The organism is Amycolatopsis sp. NPDC059235 (assembly GCF_042754125.1).
GTDB lineage: Bacteria > Actinomycetota > Actinomycetes > Mycobacteriales > Pseudonocardiaceae > Amycolatopsis > Amycolatopsis albidoflava.
This window is the reverse complement of the sequence record NZ_JBHZAG010000121.1, coordinates 1-22,893: the sequence shown is the minus strand read 5'-3', so window position 1 is coordinate 22,893 and position 22,893 is coordinate 1. Positions and strand designations below refer to the sequence as shown.

The following is a 22,893-nucleotide window of genomic DNA, read 5'->3' as shown; positions in this document are numbered from 1 at the left end:
CCTGGCGGCAATTTGCCTTTGACACCCACCCCCGAACCGCAGGGCGGCTTCGTATCGGGGTTGGGGGAGGGGCTGGGTGCCTCGATCGTTGGGTGCGTCGGCGGCGGTTGGGTGGGTGGTGTGCGCGGCTGAGTGGCTGGTTGCGTTGGGTTCGCGGGTGGGGTTTAGCGCCCCAATGTGGCATTGGGTGCATGTGACGCGCCGAACGCCGCATTGGGTGCGTGCGGCGCACCGAACGCCACATTGGGTGCATCTGACGCGCCCAACGCCGCATTGGGTGCAGGCGACGCAACCAATGCCGCATTGGGTGCATCTGGTGCACCGAATGCCACATTGGGTGCGTGGGATGCACCGAACGCCGCGTTGGGTGCATCGGCGGCGGTGGGCGGTCCGTGAAGGGCCCCTTGAGGGAATCTAAGTACGTGAAGGAGCCCCTCACGGCAGATCGCGGTTGTGAGGGGAACCCTGAGGGAATCAGAGTCCGTGAAGGTTCCCCTCACGGACTTCGGCGCGCGAGCGAGGTCCGAAGTGGACGTTATTCGGGCTTTTCCGCGTTCAGGCGGGCGGCTTCGCGGCGGACTTCGGCTTGCGTTTCGCGTTCGTGCTGCAGCCAGGTGGGGTTGTCGGACTTCAGCGCTTCGATCTGGTCCGTCGTCAGGGCCTCGGTGACGCCGCCTCGGGCCAGGCCGCCGATGGAGACTCCCAGTTTCGCGGCTACCACCGGGCGCGGGTGCGGGCCGTTGCGGCGGAGGTCGCGCAGCCATTCTGGCGGGTCGGTCTGCAGGGCGTTCAGTTCGTCGCGCGAGACGGCGCCCGCGCGGAACTCTGCGGGGGTGGCTTCGAGGTAGACGCCCAGCTTCTTCGCTGCCGTCGCCGGCTTCATGGTCTGGGGGGTCTTCTGCGCCGTCATGCCCACCAGCGTAACCGGCGACCCCGCGCCGGTAGCCTTGCCACGTGACAGGAGCCGACCAGGCCTCGGCGTTCCGGCTCGCCTACGTTCCGGGTGCGACCCCCGCGAAGTGGGTCCGGATCTGGGGCGAACGCAATCCCGAAGTGCCGCTTGACCTGGTCGCGGTCACTGTGGCCGAGGCTGCCGACGCGGTCCGCGAAGGTCGTGCGGACGCGGCGTTGCTGCGGTTGTCCGAGGATCGCGAAGGTCTGCACGCGATCCCGCTTTACACCGAGACCACGGTGGTCATCGTTCCCAAGGAGCACCTGGTCGCGGCGGCTGACGAGGTGTCCATTGCGGACCTCGCGGACGAGCTCGTGCTGCATCCGCTCGACGATTCGCTCGGCTGGGACGAGCTGCCCGGCAAGCCCGCGCTTGAGCGGCCGGAGACGACGGCGGACGCGATCGAGCTGGTGGCGGCGGGGGTCGGCGTGCTGCTGGTGCCGCAGTCGCTCGCTCGGCTGCACCATCGTCGCGACCTTACGTACCGGCCGGTCGCGGACGCGGTGCAGTCGCGCGTCGCGTTGTCTTGGCCGGAGGGCGAGACCGGCGAGCTGGTGGAGCAGTTCATCGGCATCGTTCGCGGGCGCACGGTGAACAGCACCCGCGGGCAGCAGGAAACGCAGGCCAAGACGGGCAAGGCGGCACCGGCGAAGAAGAAGCCGCCGCCGCAGCAGCGCGAACCAGTTCGTCGGCGGAATACGCCCAAGCCAGGCGGGCGGGGCAAGCCTCGTCGGCGTCGTTAACGCTTTAAGGGGAGAAGCTGTGGATCTCGGGTTGAGGGGCAAGTGCGCGGTCGTCACGGGCGCTAATCGCGGGATCGGGCTGGCGGTGGCCGAGGTGCTCGCGGCGGAGGGGACGGACCTCGCGCTCGTGGCCCGGGATCCGGAAACGCTCGCGGCGGCGGCGGAAAGCGTCGGCAGGCACGGTACGAAGGTCATCGCGGTGCCCGCCGACACCACCGACGACGCTGCGGTCGCGGCGATGGCGGAACGAGTCTCGACGGAGTTCGGCGCGGCGGACATCCTGGTCAACTGCGCGGCTCCGGCGTCGAGCGGGGTCCGGACGCCGCTCGACGACCTGCGTGACGAAGACCTGCGCACCGAGATCGAGACCAAGGTGCTCGGCTACCTGCGGTGCGCCCGCGCGCTCGCGCCGGGAATGCGGGAGCGCGGCTGGGGCCGGATCGTGAACGTCAGCGGGCTCAACGCGCGGATCGCCGCTTCGACGTTCGGTTCGATTCGCAACGTCGCGGTCGCGGCGATGACCAAGAATCTTGCCGACGAACTGGGGCCGCGGGGTATTACCGCGACGGTCGTGCACCCGGGCTACACGGTGACCGAGCGGACGCCGGAGAAGTTCGCCGAGATCGCCGCGATGCGGGGGATTTCGGTGGCGGAGCTGGAAAAAAGCCTCGCCGCGGGAGTGAGCATCGGGCGGTTGGTGACGGCCGCCGAGGTGGCGGACGTCGTGGCGTTCCTGGCGTCTCCGCGCAGCGTCGCGATCAACGGCGACGCCATCGCGGTCGGCGGCGGTGTTCCTGGGCAGATTTACTACTGAACCGCTTGGAGCTCCCGCACCGGGCTGGGGTAACCGAGGCGGCCCCTGGTCGCGGCGAGCAGGATCAGCGCGGCGGCGGCGAACGCGGCGAACAGCAGGTGTTCGGCGATCTTCGGGTCCGCGCCGGGGAACAGTTCTCCCCAGGCGACGGACAGGTAGTTGTTGATCCCGGCGTGCAGCAGCAGCGCGATCGGCAGGCTTTCGCCGCTGCGGTTGAACACCCACGTCATCACGAAGCTGATCGCGACGGCGGTCGCGACGAATTCCAGCACCGACCAGACCGTCACGTCCGGCCAATGGCCCCATTCGGTGAAGAACAACGGCAGATGCCAGACGCCCCACAGCGGACCGAGGATCAGCGTGCCGCGCAACGGGCCGTACTTCGGCTGCAAATGTGGCAGGGCGAAATCGCGCCAGCCGGGCTCTTCGGCGAGGCCGGTGGTGATCACTTGCAGGACGAAACCCAAGGCCCACACCAGGATCAGCGACGCGGCGGGGATTCGGAACGACCCGGCGAAGGGCAGGCTGGACAGCGTCAGCACGACCGGAACGGCGAAAAGGGCGAGCGCGTACCACCGCCAGTTCACCCGCCAGCGCAGCAACCGGCCGACCCACGCGCGCAGTCCGGGACGGCCTTCGGCGAGGGCGGTGACGAGGAACGCCGCGAAGATCGGGCCTAGGTAGGCACCGGGGAGCATGCCGAGGATTTGTGTCGTGCCGAGTACCGGCGGGAATCCGAAGTGGACGATGCCGAGGCCGTTGTCCGAGAGCACGTAAGGGATCCACGCGAGCCAGCTCAGTGTGATGGCGAGAGCGAAGAAGGTCGTGATCGGGTGGCGTGCGACGAGGGCGCGCAGGGTGGTCATGGGTGGTGGTCCTTTGTGGAGGCTCAGCGGTGGGTGCGGTAGTTCGCGATGAGGGCGATGCCCGCGGCGAGGGTGACGACGCCGAAAACGGTGCTGAGTATGAGGTTGACGCCGAGTGCGGAGGTGATGGCGTTGGCTGCGGCGCTGAGTGCCAATACGCCCCACAGGAGAGGCCGGGTGCCTTGGCGGGCGGGTGTTTTCGTCATGCCGGGAACGCTACGAATCGGGGCTCGCCGCGACGATCCCGTGCGCGGGAGGATCTAGGTACAGCAGGCTGTACTTTCGCGCCGCACAGCGGCAGCGGGGCGGATTTCTCGGCTAGGGTTCGACGCAGGAGGTGCGATGGCAACCGCAGGCGAACCTCGGCCGCGTTCGTGGACTGTGCGGGTCCGGGCTGCTCTCGACGCGCTGGAACACCTCGTCGGCGGGATCGGTACCTCGGTGCTGGCGTTGCTGGTGCTGCTCGGCGTGGCCGCGGTCGCGGTGCTGTGCCTCGTGGGCGTCGGATTGCTGCTGGCACGGCCGATGCTGAGCGTCGTGCACGCGGTCGCCGACCGGGAACGGATCCGGCTCACCGCGATGAAGCCGGACGTCATCAGTCCCGGTCCGGGGCCTGAACGGCTTGGTGCGGCGCTGCGCGACCGGACGGTGCAGCGCGAAGTGCTGTGGGTCGCGGTGCACGGCCTGGCGGGGTTTTTGCTTGGCTTCATCGCGCTGACGATCGTGCTCAATACCGCGCGCGACGGGCTTTTCCCGCTCTACTGGTACCTGCTGCCGCCGGACGACGCGACTGCCTCGCTCGGCTGGCAGGTGCACAGCTTGGCCGAAGCGCTCCCGGTGTCGCTGCTCGGCGTCGCGTGGGCGTTCCTTTCGGTCGCGCTGCTGCCCGCGATGGCGCGGCTGCAGGCATTGCCCGGCCGACGGCTGCTTCCAGCGGGCTCGGACGCGGACGTCACGCTGCGGATCGCCCACCTCACCGCCACCCGCGCCGCCGCGCTCGACGCGCATTCCGCCGAACTGCGCCGTATCGAGCGGGCGCTGCACGACGGCACGCAGAACCGGATGGTCGCGGTGAACGTCCTGGTCGGCGCCGCCCGTCGGGCAGCCGCCCGGGGCTCGGCGGACGTCGACGAAATCCTCGGCCGCGCGCAGGACGCCACCGAGGCCGCGCTCGCCGAATTGCGTGCGGTGGTCCGCAGTATTCTGCCGCCCGTGCTGGCCGACCGGAGTCTCGCCGACGCGTTGACCGCGCTCGCCGCGGACTGTCCGGTGCCGTGCACGATCGACGCCGATTTGCCTGGCCGGTACGCCGTTTCGGTGGAGGCGTCGGTGTATTTCGTGGTCGCGGAGGCGCTCACGAACGTCGCCAGGCACAGCGGCGCCCGCGGCGTCGAGGTGGTGTTGCGTCGGCAGGACGACGTGCTCCACCTCCGCATCACCGACGACGGACGCGGCGGTGCTGCCGAAACCGGCGGCTCGGGGCTCGGCGGGATGCGCCGCCGGATCGAGGCGCTCGACGGAACTTTCGCGCTGGCGAGCCCCGCCGGCGGACCGACCACGCTGACTGTGAGCCTGCCATGCGGATTGTGATCGCCGAGGACGACCCGTTGCTGCGCGAAGGACTCGCGCTCCTGTTGCGCGCGGAGGGCTTGGACGTCGTCGCGACCACCGACAACCCGGCTGATTTCCTTGCCGCGGTGGACAAACACGAGCCGGACACCGCGGTCGTGGACGTCCGGATGCCGCCGACACACACCGACGAGGGCATCGTCGCGGCCGTCGAAGCCCGCCGGCGGCGGCCGGGCCTGGCGGTGCTGGTGCTGTCGGCGTATGTCGAGCAGGCCTTCGCGACCGACCTGCTGGGCAGCGGCAGCGCGCGGCTCGGGTATCTGCTCAAAGAACGCGTCGGGCGGGTCACCGAGTTCATGGAAGCGCTGAACCGGGTGGCAGGCGGCGGGACGGCGATCGACCCGGAAGTGGTGGCGCAATTGCTGACCCGCACGCGCGCGGATTCCGGATTGGAACGGCTCAGTCCGCGAGAACGCGATGTGCTGGCGCTGATGGCGGAGGGATTGGGAAACGGCGCGATCGCGGAACGGTTAGTGGTGACCGACGGCGCGGTGCACAAACACATTCGGAGCATTTTCGCGAAACTGGATTTGGCTCCGGACGACAGCGCGGATCGGCGGGTCACCGCGGTGCTGCGGTATCTGGAGGACGCGCGCCGTTGATTCTTTGCGTAACGCCGGATGAATCCGTGAGTATCTGGCGATACGCGGCAAGGATCACCCGGCGCAGGGCGAAATGCCCCGCTTGCACCGAGGTTCAGCGCCGCGCAGTTCACCCGGACGAGTGCAGTATCGAACGCGCAAACCGGTGACACCGAAGTGGCCTAATCGCGCCCTCCCGCCGGGATGCGGGCGCGCGAGTACCGCACCGGAGAGCCGGTGCGGCGATCGGGAACGGCGGTTACTTGCCGGAGCCCGCCTTCTTGGCCTCGTCCGTCCCGCCCTTGCCGCCGGCCGGAACGTCCTCTTCGGACCAGTCCAGCCCGGCCTCGGCGACCACGCCGTCGAAAATCGGGGTGGCCACGGCCTGCTCGCCGCTCATGACGCGCTCACCACGTCGATGATCGCGTCGGCCGCGATCCACTGCGGGTTCGCGTCTCTCGCCTGGCCGTCGACCTGGACCGGGACCCAGGTGACCGCCGTCGCGTCGTCGGTGACCGGGGCTCCGGTGACCACCCCGCGCCTGCACAGCTGCCGCCTGCCGGTGCGCTGGCCGACCAGGTAGGTGACCCGGTGGCCGGTGGACAGTTCGGGCCGGTGCTGTTCGCCGTCCATGTGTTCCTCCCTGCACGCCACCCTTGTGGGCGACGCTCGCTTCATCGACGCGACTCGCTCCCCGCGTGCCGATGACGCACTCCCGGTCCATGATCTGGGTCACACCGAAGCAACTGCCGCTTGGAAAGCGACTGCTACATCGAGGCAACGCCGACCACCGACAGTCATCCCTCTATACCCAAAGTAACAGGTACAGCGCCGTATCCAGTATGTGACCCGGCGATACACTCGCGCGGATGACGTCCTCAGGTACTCCGCCCGACGGGCGGGCCACCCGGTGGGCAGGGCAGCGGGAACGCCGGCGCCGGGAATTCGTGGAAGCCGGGATGCGCGCGATCGCCCGATACGGGCCGGAGGTGTCCACCGAGCAGATCGCCGACGAGGCCGGCGTCGCTCGCACGCGCATTTACAAGCATTTCGCCGACACCGCGGATCTGCAGCGCGCTATCGCATTGCGCGCCGCGGAAATGATCGGAGCGCAATTTTCGCCGTTGTGGGGAGTTAATGGCACCCCGCGCGATATGGTGCACGCGACGATCGGCGCGCACATCGAATGGCTTTCCGAACACCGCGAGCTTTACCAATATCTGATGCGCCAGTCGGTGACCGGGCCGCGCGACGTCGTCGCGGACGTCAAAACCGCGATCGCCCGGCAGTTGACCGTGCTGTTCGAGTACTACCTCGGCCTGTTCGGCGCGGACCAGCGGGTCGGCGAGACCATCGCCTACGGACTGGTCGGGCTGGTCGAATCCAGCACCGCGCACTGGCTCGAAGCCCCGCGCGGCATCGACCGCGACGACCTGCGCCAGCTGCTCGCCCGCTGGGTCTGGTCGATCCTCGACGACACGCTGCGCACGGTCGGGGTCGCGCTCAATCCGGATTCGCCGTTGTCCGAGCTGGATTTCCGCACTGTCGAACGTCCGTGAAGGGCCCCTTGAGGGAATCAGATTCCCTCAAGGGGCCCTTCACGGACAGTCAGGCGAGAAGCGTCAGGCCTTGCGGCCGACCGCGCCCGCGATGCACTCCTGGACCTGGTTCAGCGGCTGGTAGCGCGGGCCGTCCGGCCACCAGTCCTCGCACAGCACCAGGCCCGGGTCGACCAGTTCGGTGCCGCCGAACATCCGCCCGATCTGCTCCCACGTGCGGAAGAGGCCGCTGCCCATCGGGCTGTGCGTGAACTTCTCCTCCATCCGCCGGGCGATTTCGCTGTGCTCGGGCGTCTCCGGGTCGAGGAAGTGCGCGACCACGACGAACGACCCGGACGGCAGCGCGTCCACGTAGGTCTGCATCATCTCCGCGTAGTCGTCGCCGAGGTAGTGGTGCAGGGTTCCGTTGTGCAGCAACGCGATCGGCTTCGTCCAGTCGAGGAACTCGCGCGCGGTCTCGTTCCGCAGGATCTGCTCGGGCTTGAAGATGTCCGCGTCGATGAAGCGGGTGTTCTCGTTTTCCTCGAGCAGCGCGCGTCCGTGCGCGAGGACCACCGGGTCGTTGTCCACGTACAGGACGCGGGCCTCCGGGATGATCCGCTGCACGACCTGGTGCGTGTTCTCCGCGGTGGGCAGGCCGGAACCGCAGTCGAGGTACTGGGTGACCCGGCCCTGGGTGGCGAGGAAGCGGCAGGCGCGGATGAGGAAGTTGCGGTTGGCCCAGGCGAGGTCGGCGACCTCCGGGGCCACCGTCGCGACCTGCTCGAGCACCCTGCGGTCGATCTCGTAGTTGTTCGTGCCGTTCAGCGCGGCGTCGTACACCCGGGCGATGCTCGCTCGCGTGATATCGACCCCGACCGGGTGCGAACTGGGCGATTCGACGGCCTCGGTCATTTCTGGCGTCACCTCGGATGTGTCGGGCGTCTCTTTGGCCTACTCACAGTAGCCCGCCGGCGCTGTCAAGCGACCGCCAGGAGGAGGACAACCGGAGTGGGTGACAGATTCTTGATTCATTCCAGAAAATCCGGCAGACTCCGGGGCATGCCGACGACCACGGACTTCGAGCAGCTGCTGCGCGGAGTGCAGTTGCGGATCACGCGCCCTCGGGTGGCCGTGCTCTCCGCGGTGCACGCCAACGCGCACGCGGACACCGAATCCGTCATCGGCATGGTGCGCGCGGATCTCGGCGAGGTTTCCCACCAGGCCGTCTACGACGTGCTGCGCGCGCTGACCGAGGCGGGGCTGCTGCGGCGCATCCAGCCGCCCGGTTCGGTCGCGCGGTACGAGGCCCGGGTGGGGGACAACCACCACCACGTCGTGTGCCGTTCGTGCGGCGCCATCGAGGACGTCGACTGCGCGGTCGGCGAGGCTCCCTGCCTGACCGCTTCGCAGACGCACGGTTTCGTCGTCGAGGAGGCCGAGGTCGTCTACTGGGGCCGCTGCCCCGACTGCTCCGCCGCTGTGAGTTCCTGAGCAAGACCAAGATTCCCCGGAAGGATTTCAGTTGTCCGAATCGCTTGACTCCGTTGCCGACGACCACACGGCGGGATGCCCGGTCACCGGTCGCATGGGGTACCCCTCCGAGGGCGCCGCGAACCGTGACTGGTGGCCGAACCAGCTCAACCTGAAGATCCTCCGGAAGCACGCCCCCGCGGCGGACCCGATGGACGGGGACTTCGACTACGCCAAGGCGTTCAAGAGCCTCGACCTCGACGCGCTGGCCCGCGACGTCGACGCGCTGCTCACCACGTCGCAGGAATTCTGGCCCGCCGACTTCGGCAACTACGGCCCGCTGTTCATCCGGATGGCCTGGCACAGCGCCGGCACCTACCGGATCGACGACGGCCGCGGCGGGGCGGGCGGCGGCCAGCAGCGGTTCGCGCCGCTGAACAGCTGGCCGGACAACGTCGGCCTGGACAAGGCGCGCCGGCTGCTGTGGCCGGTCAAGAAGAAGTACGGCAAGCAGATCTCGTGGGCCGACCTGATGGTCTTCGCGGGCAACCGCGCGCTCGAGACCATGGGCTTCAAGACCTTCGGCTTCGCCGGCGGCCGCGCCGACGTGTGGGAGCCGGACGAGGACATCTACTGGGGCCCGGAGCGCACCTGGCTCGGCGACGAGCGCTACAAGGGCGACCGCGAGCTGGACAACCCGCTCGCCGCGGTCCAGATGGGCCTCATCTACGTGAACCCGGAAGGCCCGAACGGCAACCCGGACCCGATCGCCTCGGCGCGCGACATCCGCGAGACGTTCGCCCGGATGGCGATGAACGACGAGGAGACCGTCGCCCTCATCGCCGGCGGCCACACCTTCGGCAAGACGCACGGCGCGGGCGACGCGGACGCGAACGTCGGCCCGGTGCCGGAGGCCGCCCCGATCGAGCAGATGGGCCTCGGCTGGAAGAACAGCTTCGGCAGCGGCAAGGGCCGCGACCAGATCGGCAGCGGGCTCGAGGTCACCTGGACCCCGACCCCGACGCAGTGGAGCAACTGGTTCTTCCACAACCTGTTCACCTACGAGTGGGAGCTGACCAAGAGCCCCGCGGGTGCGCACCAGTGGAAGCCGAAGAACAACGCCGCGCAGGGCACCGTGCCGGACCCGGAGAGCGGTGAGCTCAACCGCGCGCCGAGCATGCTGACCTCGGACCTGGCGCTGCGCTTCGACCCGATCTACGAGCCCATCTCGCGCCGGTTCTACGAGAACCCGGACCAGTTCGCGGACGCTTTCGCCCGTGCCTGGTACAAGCTCACCCACCGCGACATGGGCCCGATCCAGCGCTACCTCGGCCCGCTGGTGCCGCAGGAAGAGCTGATCTGGCAGGACCCGGTCCCGGCCGTCGACCACGAGCTGGTCACCGACGCGGACGTGGCGGACCTGAAGGCGAAGGTCCTCGAGTCGGGTCTTTCGGTCGCGCAGCTGGTGTCCACCGCGTGGGCGTCGGCTTCGACCTATCGGCACAGCGACAAGCGCGGCGGCGCGAACGGCGCCCGCATCCGCCTCGAGCCGCAGCGCGGCTGGGAGGTCAACGAGCCCGACGAGCTGGCTCAGGTGCTGCGCACGCTCGAGGGCGTCCAGGAGGCGTTCAACAGCGCGCAGACCGGCGGCAAGAAGATCTCGCTCGCCGACCTGATCGTGCTGGCCGGCGCTGCTGGTGTGGAGAAGGCGGCGAAGGACGGCGGCGTCGACCTCACCGTTCCGTTCACGCCGGGCCGCACCGACGCGACGCAGGAGCAGACCGACGCGGACTCGTTCGCGCCGCTCGAGCCGAAGGCCGACGGGTTCCGCAACTACCGCGGCAAGGCCAACCCGCTGCCGTCGGAGTACCTGCTGGTGGACAAGGCGAACCTGCTCAACCTGAGCGCGCCGGAGATGACCGTGCTGGTCGGCGGCCTGCGCGTGCTGGGCGCGAACTACCAGAACTCGGCTGCCGGCGTCCTCACCGACCGTCCGGGCACGCTGACGAACGACTTCTTCGTCAACCTGCTCGACATGGGCGCGGAGTGGAAGCCGGCCGACGGCGAGGGCCCGCACGCGGAGTCCTTCGAGGCCCGCGACCTCGCCACCGGCGAGGTCAAGTGGACCGGCACCCGCAACGACCTGGTGTTCGGCTCGAACTCCGAACTGCGCGCCGTCGCCGAGGTGTACGGCAGCGACGACGCCAAGGAGAAGTTCGTCCGCGACTTCGTCGCCGCGTGGCACAAGGTCATGAACAACGACCGGTACGACCTGGTCTGAGTTTCCTGATCGCCTGATCGAGAAAAAGGGCTCCTTGCGGGAAATCCCGCAAGGAGCCCTTTTTCTTGCTGCTGAGGGGTCAGCTCTGGACGAGCTTGCCCATCGCGTTGACCTCGTCGACGTCGCCGGTGCTGAAGAACGACCACGGCACGGTCACGAAACCGCTTGCGCCCCAGCCGGATCCCCAGCTGTTCTCGATCTTCACGCCCTGGTCGTTGTAGGCCACGATGGTCACCTCGTGCCCGCCGACGACCGGGTCGCTGCCCGAGTCGCCGGGCAGGTACGAGTAGTCGCTCGCGGTCGAGGAGTCCAGGTTCATGAAGCTCTGGTGCACATTGAACCCGATCGCGACCGGCTCGCCCTGGGAAATGGCGTTCTCGATGTCGGACCGCGCCGCGTCGCCGCTCGACGACAATTGCGTGTAGCCGGACAGCTTGTAGTGCGCCGCATTCGACTTTTCGTTCTGGTCGGGCTGGGTGGTGTAGTCGAAATCGCCCTGCCAGTAGTCGGATTTGGTGTCGATGCCCTGCTGCTGTTCCATCGGCAGCGCGACGCTCGCCCAGGTGCCCTGGTCGTTGCCTTTGGCGATCTGGCTGTAAATGAACATCGGGGCCATCGGGCCGCCGGTGATGCCCTGCTCGTTCATCAGCACGCCGTAGCCGGTGTAGCCGGTGGCCCAGGTGACGCACGAGCCGACCTGGCCCTGGTCGCCGGGGGCGTTCGCGTACTGGGTGAGGTCGCCGCTGGAGGGCAGTTCGGCCGTGGCGCGCGGGTGCACGGGGAGCGCGGAATTCGCGTGGGCGTGCATCCGGGACTGCGCGGCCTTCAGCCCGGCGACGTTCAGCCCGAGGCCGTGCTTGAGGTGCTGCGGGTGGTGCTGGGCGGCGGCCGCGGTGGCAGGGGCCGCGCCCATCGCCGCGGCCAGGCCGGCCGCGGCGAGCAGGGAAACGAGTGCGGACGTTTTTCCGATCTGCATCCTGGTACTCCTTTGGACATGCAGAAAAAGAAAGCGGAAAGGGTGGGGAGGTGGATCCGACCACGACAAAGGTAGATCGGCGGAAATTTTCCGGGAACCTACGAAAGGAGGGACCGCATCAACTGCCGAATTGAGGCGGATCGATCAAGCGGACATTGCGCCCGTTAACGCCGCTATTCCGGCGTACTGGTCCATTATGGACCCTTGGGAAACGCGTTCCCTTGAGGTCTGAACCAATTATTCGGGAAGCGGGGTCGTGCGCGCGCCGTTGAGGAGAGCGTCGATCGCCCACTGGGAACGGGCGTCTCCGTTGCCGGAGAACAGATTCCCGCTCGCCGCGACAATGTTCGGATGCGTCTCGGGAGAGAGGCCGCGGACGGTTTCGGCGAGCGCGTCGTGCTGTTGCCGCGCGCCCGGGCGGTCCTTGCGGGTGCTGTGCTCCACCGCGCTGGCCGTGGCGACGAGCAGCAGCAGGTCGACCGTCCACGCGGCGGGGCCGGACGGCACCCCGGCTTCGGCGAGCAGGCCGAGCACGGTGTCGACGATGGCGAGGTAGTTCGGCCCGTTCAGCGGGGTCACGAGCGCGACGCGGGCGAGCCCGGGGTGGGCGTAGAGGACGTCGCGGTAGGTGGACACGACTGTCCACAAGCGACTCCGCCAGTCTTCTTCGGAGGCGGTCGTGGCGGTGACTTCGCCGAGGAGTTCGTCGAGCACGGCGGCGTGGAGTTCGTCGGTGTCGCGGACGTAGACGTAGAGCGAGGCCGGGCCGGTGTCCAGTTCCTTCGCGAGCCGCCGCATGGTGACGCGCTCGGCCCCTTCGCGGCGCACGACGTCGAGAGCGGCCGCGACGATGCCTTCGCGGCTCAGCGCGGGCTTGGCGGGACGCTCCCGGCGGTTGTAGCCACTCGCGGTCATCCGCCCATGGTAGGCGCACGCCGCCCGAACGGTCTGGACCTTGGCCGGTCTACTCGGCGAGCACGCTGTCGAGGGCGGGCTGGACGTCGGTCCGCAGGACGGCGCCGAGGTAGACCGCCGCGACTCGTTGCTGTTTGTCGACGATGAGCGAGATCGGCACCGCGGCCAGCGGGAGGCCGCGCAGTTGCAGGGCTACCCGGCCGGAGGGGTCGAAGATCGACTCGTAGTCGAGCCTGAGGTCCTTGACAAAGTCGGCGGCGTACTTCTGGTTGTCGCGGACGTTGAGGCCGAGCACCTGGATCCCGCGACCCCGCCCGGCGTCCGCGATGGTCTGCAAGGTGCGCGATTCGGCTCGGCACGGCCCGCACCAGGCGCCCCAGAGGTTCAGCAGGACGACTTTGCCGGAGTAATCGGCCAGCGAGATGTCCTTGCCGGGCTCGCGCAGGCTCGGGCCCTTGAGGTCAGCTACCTTTTTGCGCTGCGACACGGGATAGTGGATGGTCGTCTGCCCGCCCGGCGAGACGAATTCGAAGGTGTCGGACCGGCTGACCGCGTCCTTGCCGGTCGCGCACGCGGTGAGGGGCAGCAGTGCCAGCAGGAGGAAGAGGCGAGCGAAGCGCACGCGGCATCGTATCGCCGATACACCCGGCGGCTTCCGATGCGATTTTCTAGGCTGAACCCCGTGTGGGAAACAGCGAGGGACCGGCTGCGGGGCCGGCTGGCGGACGGTTTGGCCCAGTCCGGGCTCACGCTGCCGTGGTGGGTGCCGATGGGGACGACCGCCTTCACGGTGATCGGCCTGGTCGTGGCGGTGGGGCAGCGGGTCGGGCCCGCGCTGCCGGTCGCGATCGCCGGGTTTCTGCTGGCCACGTCGTCGTCGCTGCTGTTCGCGTTCACCGGGCGGCTCGCGCCGTCGTGGCTGAAGGCGCTCGGGATGCTCGCCGGGATCGGGCTGCTGCTGACGTATCCGGTGGTGCCGGACTTCGCGCCGATGCCGTTGGCCGTGCTCACGGGCGAGCTGGGGTCGATCGCGACGGCGCGGGTCGCGTTCGCGGCCACCGGCGGGGCGGTCGCGCTGCTCGGGGCGGCCGCGTTGACGGTCGGGCTTGTCGGGTTCCCGGTGTACACGCTCGCGGTGGTGGTCGGGATGGCCGCCGGGTTCATGCTGCGCTGGTACGTGCGCGCGCTGGACGCCGAGCGCGGCAAACAGGAGGCCGTGCGCGAACAGGCGCGGCTCGGCGAGCGGCAGCGGATCGCGCGCGAGGTGCACGACGTCGTCGCGCATTCGCTGAGCATCACGTTGCTGCACGTCACGGGCGCGCGGCACGGTTTGCGCACGGATCGTGACGTCGACGAGGCCGTCGCGGCGCTCACCGAGGCGGAGCGGATCGGACGGGCGGCGATGGCCGATATCCGCCGCACGGTTGGATTGCTCTCGCAGGAGTCGGCGGGGACGCGGCCGTTGCCCGGCGCGGGCGACATCGCGGAGCTGGTGGCCGAAACGTGCGCGGCCGGGCTGGTCGCGGAGTACGAACTGGAGGGCGACGTGACCGCGGTCGACAATACGGTGGGGCTGGGGCTCTACCGGATCGTCCAGGAGTCGCTGGCGAACGTGGTCAAGCATGCCCCGTCGGAGAAGGCGTTGGTACGGCTGGAGATCAGTGCTGAGGATGCTCGCCTGACTGTCCGCAATGGACACACCGGCGCCGCGCGCAATTCAGGCGGCTCGGGGTTGGCGGGCATGACGGCGCGCGCGGGTCAGCTCGGCGCGCGGCTGACTGCCGGACCCGAGGGCGGCGAGTGGGTAGTCGACGTGACGGTGCCGCTGGCGCGCGAGGCCGTGTCGTGACCGCTGCGTCGGAGGAAATGCGGGTTTTGCTGGTCGACGACCAGGAATTGGTGCGGTCCGGGCTGCGGTTGATCCTGCGTCGTCGCGACGGGTTCGTGGTGGTGGGGGAGTGCGCGGACGGCGACGAGGTCCCGGCCGCGCTCGAAGCGGCCGGCCGGGTCGACGCAGTGGTGATGGACCTGCGGATGAAGCGCGTCGACGGCATCGAGGCGACGCGACGGCTGCGCGCGTCCGGCCCGCGGCCGCCGGTGCTCGCGCTGACCACGTTCGACGATGACGAGCTGCTCGCCGGAGTGCTGCGCGCGGGCGCGGTCGGGTACGTCCTGAAGGATTCCCCGGCGGAGGATCTGATCCGCGCGGTGCGGGCGGTCGCGATGGGCGAGGCGTGGCTCGATCCGGCGGTCACCGGACGCGTGCTCACGACCTATCGCCAGGCGGCTTCCGATCGCCCGGCGGTGCCGTCCGGCTTGTTGACGCCGCGTGAACTGGACGTGCTGACGGCGGTCGCGCGGGGGCTGACGGACGCGGAAATCGCCGGAACGCTGGGGATTTCCGCGAGCACGGTCGAGGCGCATTACGAGCGGGTGTGCGCGAAACTCCGCCTCCGCGACCGGGCGGCGGCCATCGTGTACGCCTTCGACCACGGCCTGGTCACTCCCGGCGCGGCTCCGGCTCCGGCCGGTCCGGACTCGTTGCGGTTCAGCGTCCTCGGCCCCCTGCAGGCGTGGCGGGGGCCGAACCTGCTGGACCTGGGCCCGGTGCGGCAGCAGGCGCTGCTGGCGGCGCTGGTGCTGCGCCCCGGCGAGACGGTCAGCCCCGGCGAGCTGCTCGACGGCGTGTGGGGGCTGGAACCGCCGGGCACCGGCGGCCGGGTGGTACCGGTGTACGTGCATCGACTGCGGAAATGCCTGCGTGCCGTCGGTGAGCGGACGGAAGACTCGGTCATCGGCAGCGATCGCGGCGGATACCGCTTTGCCCGGGAGCGAGTGCGACTGGACGTCACCGAGCTGACCGACCGGATCTCGGAAGCCACGACCGCCACTCACAGCGGTGATCCGTCGGCCGCTGTTGATGCTTATGCCGGTGCGCTGGCCCTGTTCCACGGCGAGCCGTTGGCCGGGTTGCCGGGCCCGTTCGTCGAGGGGGAGCGGCTGCGGCTGACCGAGCGTCGGCTCACGTTGGTGCAGGAGAAAGCCTTGCTGCAGCTGAAACTCGGGCGGACCGATGAGGTGGTGCACGAGCTGTCGGCGCTGCTGGCGGTGCATCCGCATCGGGAGCCGCTGGCGGTGTTGCTGATGCGGGCGCTTCACGGCGGCGGCCGCCGGGCGGACGCGCTGGCGGTGCATCGGCGGATGCGGGAACGGCTGCGGACGGATTTGGATGTCGAACCGGGGGCGGAGCTGGACCGGGAGCTGCGGGTGGTGCTCAGCTCGGATCGGGGTCCCTCGTGAGTGCGCACGGGACCCTGCACCATGTCGAGTTGTGGGTGCCGGACCTCGGCCGCGCGGTCGCGTCGCTGGGATGGCTGCTGGAAGAACTGGGATATCAGCAGTTCCAGGACTGGGCGGCTGGCCGCAGCTGGCGGCTCGGTCCGACGTATCTCGTCGTAGAGCAATCCCCGGCGCTGACCGCGGACCGGCACGACCGCTGCCGTCCGGGGCTGAACCACCTCGCATTTCACGTCAAGGACGCCGCGACGGTCGAGCAATTGGCCGCCGACGCCGCCCGGCACGGGTGGCAGCTGATGTTCCCGGAGAAACATCCCCATGCGGGCGGCGCGGCGCACTATGCCGCGTATCTGCAGAACGACGACGGCTTCGAGGCCGAACTCGTCAGCTCTGCTGGGCAGTGCTGACCGGAGTGCGCGAGCTGTACTCGTCCGAGTCCGAGCCCGAGTCCGGGTACCGCGAAGAAGCCGGATAACGCGACGAAGAATCCGAAGAGCTGGAATCCTCCCCAGAACCGCTCTTCGACGCCTCGCTCAACTTCGTCATCAGCTGCGTAGCCGCCTCCAGGCCCTGAGTCACCGAGGTGATCAGCTGCAGCAAATTATCCGAATCCGACAGCAAAACCCCGAGCTTCTGCGCGATCTGCCCGCCGTACTGCGTAGCGATCGCCACCGCCTGCGGGATCGCCGCCGCGATGCTCGCGCCGAACGTCGCCTGCGCGGCGGCGAACGCCTGCGTCATCAGCTGGATAATCTGCCCGACGGCCTCCGAAATGAGCCCGCCGACCTCCTGCTGCGCCTTCGCGACCACCTTCCCCGCGCCAGTAGCCGCCTTGGCCATCGCGATGCCCGCCTGGCCGACCGCCTCGACGCAGTCCGCGTGCTGCGAGCTGTTGTCGCGGTAGCTGGAAGCCGAAGAGCCGTTCCACCCCGACGTTTCCGGTCCCGCCGACTGCCGGTAATCGTCCGCAACGGACGACACCTGCTGGCCGCCGCCTTCCATGCCCTGCGAATGCGACGACACCGAATCCGGGTTGCCCTGCAACTGTTTCAGCGGTTCTTCCAGGAACCGCACCAGTTCGGTGATCATGCCGAACCCGGCCGACGTCAGCGCGGCGAGCGGGTCCTGCGACGCGCCGAGCAGGTCGAGCGCGGTGGTGGCGCCGCCGAGCCCGGCGGAAACCCAGTCGTGGTTTTCGACCGCCTGCGTGGTGGTTTTCAGATCTGTCAGCAGCTGGCTGGAGTCGGTCACGGGAGCTCCTTCCCCGGCAGCGAGGCGGCGTTGCCCTGGTCGCGGCGTTCGTAGCTTTCCGCCGCCTGAGTCAGGTTCGCGCTCACTTTGTCCACAGTGGACGAAGCGTGCGACACGGCGTCGTTGGTCTTGCCGACCGCCGACTGCAGGCCCGCGGTGAGGAACTGCACGAAGACGCCGAGCGCCTGGTCGCCGAGCCCGGACGGGGCGCTGCGGGCGACATTGCCGAGCCGGTCGGCCAGATCGCCGACGGTGGCCGCGTGCCGGCGCAACTGCGCGGGGTCGACCTCGAAGCCGGCGGTCACGAGATGATCCCCGGGTTCGCGAAGTAGTCGTCTTCCTGGCGCGGAGCGGCGGGAGCCGCCTCGACCGGCAGGTTGTCGCGGACGAGCTGGAGGGCGGGGCCGTCGCCGACGTAGTCGGTCATGATGTCCACGACCTGGGCACCCGCCTGGCGGTGCGCGTCGTGCACGGTGGCGAGGATGAGCCGGGCGAGCGCGTCGGCTTCCAGCGCGCGGGCGGCTGGGCTCAGTCGCAAGTCGGTCAGTGCGCCGCTCGGGCCCACCTCGACCTCGACCTCGCCACGCGGAGAAGCGGCCCGTCCGCCGACGCGGCTGAGGCTCGCGCTCGCGGCCTCCGCGTTGGCCTGCATCCGGGACAGGTTCTTCTGGTAATCGGCGAGCCAGGCCGCCGAGTCTTGGATCGGCACGGAAGGTCCTCCGGTCGTTTTCAGTGCGGTCATCGCGGCCGCCGCGCGGCGGTGGCCAGCTCGCCGAGGGCGAAGCGCAGGTCGGCCTGGCGCAGCGAGTTGACGCTGAGCCAGCCGTCGCGCGCGGGGTTGATCCGGACGCGGCCGCGCGGACCGTCCATCCAGGACAGTTCGCGGCCCTCCCGGGTGCGCCCGTCGCGAGTCGCGCCGAGCTGGCCGCGGCCGGTCAGCGGCACGACCAGGCCGACGAGGCTGTCCAGCGCCGCCGGGTCGCCGCCGCTGTCGCGAACGAGGTCGCGCAAACGGTGGGCACGGGAGGTGTCGTCCTCGTCGTCGGCGAGCGCCATCGCCTCCTTGACCGCGTGCGCGGGCAGCGTGACCGGCATCGTGCGGGCCGCCTCCACCTTCGGGATTTCCGCGAGCACGGCGTCCACCAGGGCGGTCTCGTCCACTCGGCGCACCGACAGCGTGTCGGCCTCGAGCCGCTGACGGCAGATCAGCGCCGAGGACCGGTAAACGAGTGCGGTGACGGCGGTCGCCCCCTCGGCGTCCGCCACCACCAAATCAACGATGCCGCGACGTTCGCGCAGCGCGGTCACGGCTTCCGCGGCGAGGCCGTCCGGTCCGGATTCGTCGGCGAGCCCGCGCGCCCGCAGCGCCTGCCCGGCGGTGGCGAACAGGATCTCGCGCTCGCCCTCGATCCGGCCGTAAGACGGGACCTGCAACGGAAACGGCCAGCTCGCCCCGGCGTGCGCGGCCAGCAGGTCGGCCTCGACGAGTCCGATGTGGACGGTCTCGTCGCCGGTGCGCGGCAGCACGGCGGTCATTCGGCTTGCCGTTCGAGCCGCTGGAATGCTTGCTGCACCCCGGATTCGTGCTCCTGGTAGCGCCGGATTCCTGCCTGCAGCGCCTCGTGGAACCCGGTCAGCTCGGTGTCGGCCGCGCCCAGTTCTCCAGTGAGCCCGGCGTGTCCGGCGGCCTCGCGCAGCCGCTGCGCCAGGTGCAGCGCGGGCGGTGCGGTGCCGAGCTGCGGCAGCCGGTCGGCGAGCCGTCCCGCCGAACCGACGAGTTCACCGGTCTGCTCGCCGAGCCTGCCCAGCGCGGCGACCTGGCGGTCCAGCGCGTTCGGGGCGACCTCGTGGCCGGTCATCGGGTGCTCCTGTCGTTCTTGTCGATCACAGCCCGATCACCGGGCTGATGGTCTTGTCCTCGGGGTGCAGGAGCGGCTGGTCGAGCACCGGCATCTTGTTCTTGTGCTCCTCTTCCTCTTCCTGCGAGGCACCCGCGCCGCGGCCGGGCATCATGCCGTTGCCGCTGGCCGCGCGAGCGGCGGCCATCTCCGCCATCGCGGCGTTGCGGGCGAGCATCGCGCCCTCCATGCCGAGCGCGGAGCGAATTCCGGCGGACAGGCCGGATTCGACCGGAGCCGCGGTGGTCAGCGCGCCCCACGGCATGCCGCTGCCCGCGCCGGATCCGGCTCCGCCGAGCGGACCGGCGTAGCTCGACGCGCTGGTCGAATCGTCCGCGCCGTAGGAATCCGCGGTCGTCGACCCGGCGGGCGGCGGATTGATCGCGTGCGAACTCTTGTGCAGGCTGGCTTCGTAGCGCTGCATCACGTGCACCGCTTCGGCTTTCTGTTCCGCCGCAGCGACATTCGAGGCGAACAGGCTCGCCCCGCCGCCCGCGACCGCGCCGATCGCCGCGCCCATCAACGCGCCCGGGCCAGCGCCGATACCGCCCGCCCCGGCCCCGAGGATCCCGCCGATGACCGCGCCCGCACCCGCTCCGGCCGCCGCCGCGGCGACTGCGCCCCCAGTCGGGTCGCCTGGCGGCTTCGGCATGGTGTTGCGCGCGACGGCGAGCGAATCGCCTGCGTTCTGGGCCGCGCCGCCGACGGTCCCGGCGCGGTCGCCGATCCCGGACGCGCGGTCGCCGAGCGAGCCCAGCCGTCCGGACGCGCGTTCGGCGGCCTGCCCGCTCCAGTTCTCGTGCAGCGTCCCCTGCTGCGATTTGAGCGAATCGGCGTGCGTGCGCATTTCCGAACCGTGCCGCTGCCATTCCGCGGCGACCGTGCTGACGTCGCCGACATCGGCCTTCTCCCACAGCATCTGGTACAGCTGCTGGTGCGTGTAAGCGTTCCAGTTGGTGCTGCCGGGCGGGACCGGGGCGCCGAAGTAGCCCTCCCACACGTTGCGCAGCGCCGACACCACCGGCCGGGCCACGTCGCCGACCGGTCCCGCCTTGTCGAGTCCCGCGAGCGCCGAGTCCGCCAGGTTCTCCACCCCGGCCGACGCGGCGTCGACCACTGATCCGGATTCTCCGGTCATACCCCCGCCTTCGCCTTTGCCCGGCCAGCTGCAGCCGGGCACCCGCGCACGGTAAGGGGCGGCGATGAAATCACGATGAAAGCTGTGATCACCGGGGCGGGACGAGGTCTCCGCTCTCCATCCGGTCCGCGGTGCGGGCGAGCCACGCGGCGTCGTGGCGGAGCCGGGAAACCAGGAAATGCGCCTCGATCATCTGCATTTCCGGCAAATCGGCGTTATCGAGCGTCGCGGAAAGCTCGCGGTGCTGGTCTCGGACCCGTTCCGCCCGGTCTCGCAGCAGGGTGACCGCGCGCGCCGGCGGAAGCGCGCCGAGGTAGGCCAGCGCGATCAGGAACCGGGAGTCGAGGTTGGGGTCGGCGTCGCGGAGCTGCCGTTCGATCCGTTCGCGGAAATCGGCGAGACCTGCCTCGGTCAACCGGACCGGTTGCGGGTCGCCGTCGCCGTCCGGTTCGACGAGCCCGTGCCGGGTCAGCGTGCCGACCAGCGTGTACACGGTCGACGTCTTCGGGTTCAGGAACGGGTAGCGCGTGCGGAGTTCGCGCAGGAGCGCGTACTGGTGGCGCGGGGTTTCCACGAGCAGGCCGAGCATCGGCAGCACTAGCGGGTTGTCGAGAGCGTTCGTCGGCACCGGACCAGGGTAGCGCACGTTAGTCGTATACGAGTACATTGCTCGTATACGACTACTGGAGAGGGATGGTCATGATCACCTTTGGCGTGTGGCCCGGCGTCGTGAGCAGGGACCTGGTGCGGCTGGAAACTTTCATCGACGCGCCGCCGGAGGACGTCGAACGGACCGCGGAAGCGTTGCGGGACCTGGCGAAGGGCACGGAACGGTTCTATGTCCGGTGCTATCGCCACTACCGAGGTCCGCATGAGCCGACGCCGCCGGACGCGGTGCCGTATCTCGGCGACGGGCGAGTGGTGGACTACGTGCTCGGCTATAGCAGTCCGGAGGCCGATCCGGACGGGTTCGCCGACGCGGTGCGCGCAGCGGTTCGCGAGGTCGCCGAGTTGGGCGGCGGGAAATTGCAGGTCTGCGAGGAGGTCAACGTGGCCGCGCCACTGGACGGCGGCAGTCCAGGCTGTTACGACGCGCTCGGTGCCGGGCTCGCGGCGGCGCTGGACGAGCGGGCGCGGCTGGGCGTCGACGTGGCGATCGGATTCAACGCCGCGGTCGCGCTGCCTGGCGATCCGTTTTGGGAAGCGGTGCGCTCGGCGGTAGACCCAGAAGTGCTGAATCGCATTGACTTTCTCGGCTTGGATTTCTTTCCGGATGTCTTCCGTCCGGTGCCCGCCGACGTATTGGCCGGTGCGGTGACCCATGTCGTGCGGTCGTTTCGTGAGTCCGCGTCGGCGATCGGCATTCCGGCGGCGGTGCCGATGCACGTTACCGAGACCGGTTGGCCGACTGGACCGGAGAATTCGGAGGAGCAACAGGTGCGCGTGATGGAATCCGTCGCGCGCACGGTATTCGGGCTGGCCGGCGAGGTGGGTTTGGACACCTACGAGATTTTCGGACTGCGAGACGGGTTGTCGAGCGGTCCTCGGGAAAACCGGTTCGGATTGCTGCGGGACGATTATTCCGCGAAACCGGCGTACGAGACGGTGAAACGGCTGATCGCCGAGTATTCGCGCTGACCCGCGAGGCCGCGAAAGATGGACATTCCGCCGCGTGCCGGACCCGGTTAGTTCCATCTGGCCCCTGGCCACGGGGAAGGCGAGGCCCGATTCTGGAGCGGTCATAGATCACCAGTGCCCTCAGGGAGATACCGTGCGCAGAAATAAGTGGGTGGCAGGCGCGTTGGGTGCCTGCGCACTGGTCATTGGCGTCGCGCCAGCGGCCAGCAGCCAGATCGGCCAGCAGTCGCCGGAGACGTCGCGGCAGCCAGCCGGTGCGGCTTACCGCGACGGCGACTCCGCCTCCGCCACGTTGAAGGACGCCAAGGGCAACGACGTCGGCTCCGCGTGGTTCACCGCCGACAGCCGTTCGAAAGCCGTCTGGGTCGAGGTGTACCTCACCGGGCATTTCGCGCCTGGTTTCCATGGCATGCACGTCCACGAAAAGGGAAACTGCACTGTCGGCGACCCGAAAAACCCGTTCACCGCGGCGGGCGGGCACCTGATGCCGATGGACCACCACACCGGACTGCCGATCGGGCAGCTTCCGTCGGTGCTCGTGCGGTCCAACGGCCGCGGGTACACGAAGTTCCTGCTGGACACTTTCACCTTGGACCAGTTGTTCGGTCCTGACGGGACCTCGATCATCGTGCACTCGAAGTCCGACAATTTCGCGAACATTCCCGCCGACCGGTACGCCGTCCGCAACGACCCCAGCGCACCGGTGCCGGATGAGAAAACCAAGGCGACCGGCGACGCCGGCTCCCGCTACGCCTGCGGCGTGATCGGCCGCGACCAGAACTGACCCCTCAGTCCTTTGTGGACTCTGGCTGCGTGTGGTCCGTGAAGGGCTCCTTGAGGGAATCTGATTCCCTCAAGGAGCCCTTCACGGCATAAGATTCGGCCGTCCGCGCGGGACTTCGG

The 22,893-nt window shown here is 69.4% G+C and carries 28 protein-coding genes; 12 read left to right on the top strand and 16 right to left on the bottom strand.

Annotated elements, in window-relative coordinates; all coding sequences use genetic code 11:
* Positions 1-535 precede the first annotated feature (535 nt).
* On the bottom strand, positions 536-910 hold the full coding sequence (locus ACFXI3_RS42850) for a DUF5997 family protein (protein WP_344266748.1): 375 nt from the start codon (positions 908-910) through the stop codon (positions 536-538).
* A gap of 44 nt (positions 911-954) precedes the next feature.
* Here ACFXI3_RS42850 and ACFXI3_RS42845 point away from each other — a divergent pair, with 44 nt between their 5' ends.
* A complete protein-coding gene (locus ACFXI3_RS42845) occupies positions 955-1,695 on the top strand; it encodes a LysR family substrate-binding domain-containing protein (RefSeq protein ID WP_378407621.1) in 741 nt (246 codons plus the stop codon).
* 19 nt (positions 1,696-1,714) lie between these two features.
* Positions 1,715-2,509, top strand: coding sequence for an SDR family NAD(P)-dependent oxidoreductase (locus ACFXI3_RS42840; protein WP_378407619.1), 795 nt, complete (start codon positions 1,715-1,717; stop codon positions 2,507-2,509).
* Here the strand turns inward: ACFXI3_RS42840 and ACFXI3_RS42835 are convergent.
* On the bottom strand, positions 2,503-3,375 hold the full coding sequence (locus tag ACFXI3_RS42835) for a CPBP family intramembrane glutamic endopeptidase (RefSeq protein ID WP_378407617.1): 873 nt from the start codon (positions 3,373-3,375) through the stop codon (positions 2,503-2,505). The two genes, ACFXI3_RS42840 and ACFXI3_RS42835, sit on opposite strands and share 7 nt — an antisense overlap.
* A gap of 23 nt (positions 3,376-3,398) precedes the next feature.
* Positions 3,399-3,581 carry a hypothetical protein gene (locus ACFXI3_RS42830; protein WP_378407615.1) on the bottom strand — a complete coding sequence of 61 codons (183 nt, stop codon included), beginning with the start codon at positions 3,579-3,581 and terminating at the stop codon, positions 3,399-3,401.
* A 136-nt stretch (positions 3,582-3,717) separates the two neighbouring features.
* On the opposite strand from ACFXI3_RS42830, the gene ACFXI3_RS42825 reads away from it, so the two are divergent.
* Positions 3,718-4,965 carry a sensor histidine kinase gene (locus tag ACFXI3_RS42825; protein ID WP_378407613.1) on the top strand — a complete coding sequence of 416 codons (1,248 nt, stop codon included), beginning with the start codon at positions 3,718-3,720 and terminating at the stop codon, positions 4,963-4,965.
* A complete protein-coding gene (locus tag ACFXI3_RS42820) occupies positions 4,953-5,606 on the top strand; it encodes a response regulator (RefSeq protein ID WP_378407611.1) in 654 nt (217 codons plus the stop codon). Before ACFXI3_RS42825 ends, ACFXI3_RS42820 begins: the two co-directional genes overlap by 13 nt.
* A gap of 238 nt (positions 5,607-5,844) precedes the next feature.
* On the opposite strand, the gene ACFXI3_RS42815 is transcribed toward ACFXI3_RS42820, so the two are convergent.
* Positions 5,845-5,985, bottom strand: a complete 141-nt coding sequence (locus tag ACFXI3_RS42815) for a hypothetical protein (protein ID WP_344266769.1) — start codon at positions 5,983-5,985, stop codon at positions 5,845-5,847.
* On the bottom strand, positions 5,982-6,218 hold the full coding sequence (locus ACFXI3_RS42810; RefSeq protein ID WP_344266772.1) for a hypothetical protein: 237 nt from the start codon (positions 6,216-6,218) through the stop codon (positions 5,982-5,984). Before ACFXI3_RS42810 ends, ACFXI3_RS42815 begins: the two co-directional genes overlap by 4 nt.
* A gap of 236 nt (positions 6,219-6,454) precedes the next feature.
* Here ACFXI3_RS42810 and ACFXI3_RS42805 point away from each other — a divergent pair, with 236 nt between their 5' ends.
* Entirely contained in the window at positions 6,455-7,144 is a 690-nt protein-coding gene (locus tag ACFXI3_RS42805) for a TetR/AcrR family transcriptional regulator (RefSeq protein WP_344266775.1), read from the top strand.
* 63 nt (positions 7,145-7,207) lie between these two features.
* Here ACFXI3_RS42805 and ACFXI3_RS42800 read toward each other — a convergent pair whose 3' ends face one another.
* Positions 7,208-8,038 carry an SAM-dependent methyltransferase gene (locus ACFXI3_RS42800; RefSeq protein WP_344266778.1) on the bottom strand — a complete coding sequence of 277 codons (831 nt, stop codon included), beginning with the start codon at positions 8,036-8,038 and terminating at the stop codon, positions 7,208-7,210.
* 147 nt (positions 8,039-8,185) lie between these two features.
* Here ACFXI3_RS42800 and ACFXI3_RS42795 point away from each other — a divergent pair, with 147 nt between their 5' ends.
* Positions 8,186-8,617: a Fur family transcriptional regulator gene (locus ACFXI3_RS42795; protein WP_344266781.1), complete on the top strand. Its 432-nt coding sequence runs from the start codon at positions 8,186-8,188 to the stop codon at positions 8,615-8,617.
* A 31-nt stretch (positions 8,618-8,648) separates the two neighbouring features.
* On the top strand, positions 8,649-10,877 hold the full coding sequence (katG, locus tag ACFXI3_RS42790; RefSeq protein WP_378407608.1) for a catalase/peroxidase HPI: 2,229 nt from the start codon (positions 8,649-8,651) through the stop codon (positions 10,875-10,877).
* A 79-nt stretch (positions 10,878-10,956) separates the two neighbouring features.
* Here katG and ACFXI3_RS42785 read toward each other — a convergent pair whose 3' ends face one another.
* From ACFXI3_RS42785 to ACFXI3_RS42775, 3 genes are all read right to left on the bottom strand, one after another.
* The gene (locus ACFXI3_RS42785; protein ID WP_344266787.1) at positions 10,957-11,853 is read right to left on the bottom strand and encodes a C1 family peptidase; all 897 of its coding nucleotides are present in this window, start codon (positions 11,851-11,853) and stop codon (positions 10,957-10,959) included.
* A 237-nt stretch (positions 11,854-12,090) separates the two neighbouring features.
* Positions 12,091-12,768, bottom strand: coding sequence for a TetR/AcrR family transcriptional regulator (locus tag ACFXI3_RS42780; RefSeq protein WP_344266790.1), 678 nt, complete (start codon positions 12,766-12,768; stop codon positions 12,091-12,093).
* Between the two features lie 49 nt (positions 12,769-12,817).
* Positions 12,818-13,390 carry a TlpA family protein disulfide reductase gene (locus tag ACFXI3_RS42775; RefSeq protein ID WP_378407605.1) on the bottom strand — a complete coding sequence of 191 codons (573 nt, stop codon included), beginning with the start codon at positions 13,388-13,390 and terminating at the stop codon, positions 12,818-12,820.
* A 60-nt stretch (positions 13,391-13,450) separates the two neighbouring features.
* On the opposite strand from ACFXI3_RS42775, the gene ACFXI3_RS42770 reads away from it, so the two are divergent.
* The 3 genes from ACFXI3_RS42770 to ACFXI3_RS42760 are packed head-to-tail and all read left to right on the top strand — an operon-like array spanning position 13,451 to position 16,472.
* Entirely contained in the window at positions 13,451-14,617 is a 1,167-nt protein-coding gene (locus ACFXI3_RS42770; protein WP_378407603.1) for a sensor histidine kinase, read from the top strand.
* Positions 14,614-16,068: a BTAD domain-containing putative transcriptional regulator gene (locus ACFXI3_RS42765; RefSeq protein ID WP_378407601.1), complete on the top strand. Its 1,455-nt coding sequence runs from the start codon at positions 14,614-14,616 to the stop codon at positions 16,066-16,068. Before ACFXI3_RS42770 ends, ACFXI3_RS42765 begins: the two co-directional genes overlap by 4 nt.
* Positions 16,065-16,472 carry a VOC family protein gene (locus ACFXI3_RS42760; protein ID WP_378407599.1) on the top strand — a complete coding sequence of 136 codons (408 nt, stop codon included), beginning with the start codon at positions 16,065-16,067 and terminating at the stop codon, positions 16,470-16,472. The genes ACFXI3_RS42765 and ACFXI3_RS42760 overlap by 4 nt, the downstream gene beginning before the upstream one ends.
* Here the strand turns inward: ACFXI3_RS42760 and ACFXI3_RS42755 are convergent.
* The 7 genes from ACFXI3_RS42755 to ACFXI3_RS42725 all read right to left on the bottom strand — a co-directional run bounded on the left by ACFXI3_RS42755 (position 16,450) and on the right by ACFXI3_RS42725 (position 20,980).
* On the bottom strand, positions 16,450-17,316 hold the full coding sequence (locus ACFXI3_RS42755; RefSeq protein WP_378407597.1) for a hypothetical protein: 867 nt from the start codon (positions 17,314-17,316) through the stop codon (positions 16,450-16,452). The genes ACFXI3_RS42760 and ACFXI3_RS42755 overlap by 23 nt on opposite strands.
* Positions 17,313-17,621 (bottom strand): type VII secretion target, encoded by a 309-nt coding sequence (locus ACFXI3_RS42750; protein WP_344266811.1) that lies wholly within the window; start codon positions 17,619-17,621, stop codon positions 17,313-17,315. The genes ACFXI3_RS42755 and ACFXI3_RS42750 overlap by 4 nt, the downstream gene beginning before the upstream one ends.
* The gene (locus ACFXI3_RS42745) at positions 17,618-18,025 is read right to left on the bottom strand and encodes a YbaB/EbfC family nucleoid-associated protein (protein ID WP_312872147.1); all 408 of its coding nucleotides are present in this window, start codon (positions 18,023-18,025) and stop codon (positions 17,618-17,620) included. Before ACFXI3_RS42745 ends, ACFXI3_RS42750 begins: the two co-directional genes overlap by 4 nt.
* 29 nt (positions 18,026-18,054) lie before the next feature.
* Complete coding sequence (locus ACFXI3_RS42740; RefSeq protein WP_378407595.1) at positions 18,055-18,852, bottom strand: ESX secretion-associated protein EspG; 798 nt, start codon at positions 18,850-18,852, stop codon at positions 18,055-18,057.
* The gene (locus tag ACFXI3_RS42735) at positions 18,849-19,175 is read right to left on the bottom strand and encodes a hypothetical protein (RefSeq protein WP_116203433.1); all 327 of its coding nucleotides are present in this window, start codon (positions 19,173-19,175) and stop codon (positions 18,849-18,851) included. Before ACFXI3_RS42735 ends, ACFXI3_RS42740 begins: the two co-directional genes overlap by 4 nt.
* Before the next feature lie 25 nt (positions 19,176-19,200).
* A complete protein-coding gene (locus ACFXI3_RS42730; protein WP_378407593.1) occupies positions 19,201-20,352 on the bottom strand; it encodes a WXG100 family type VII secretion target in 1,152 nt (383 codons plus the stop codon).
* A gap of 88 nt (positions 20,353-20,440) precedes the next feature.
* Entirely contained in the window at positions 20,441-20,980 is a 540-nt protein-coding gene (locus ACFXI3_RS42725; RefSeq protein ID WP_378407592.1) for a PadR family transcriptional regulator, read from the bottom strand.
* A gap of 71 nt (positions 20,981-21,051) precedes the next feature.
* Here ACFXI3_RS42725 and ACFXI3_RS42720 point away from each other — a divergent pair, with 71 nt between their 5' ends.
* Together ACFXI3_RS42720 and ACFXI3_RS42715 are read left to right on the top strand one after the other, a co-directional pair.
* Entirely contained in the window at positions 21,052-21,990 is a 939-nt protein-coding gene (locus ACFXI3_RS42720; RefSeq protein ID WP_378407590.1) for a hypothetical protein, read from the top strand.
* 133 nt (positions 21,991-22,123) lie between these two features.
* Entirely contained in the window at positions 22,124-22,774 is a 651-nt protein-coding gene (locus tag ACFXI3_RS42715; protein ID WP_378407588.1) for a superoxide dismutase family protein, read from the top strand.
* Positions 22,775-22,893: the final 119 nt, after the last annotated feature.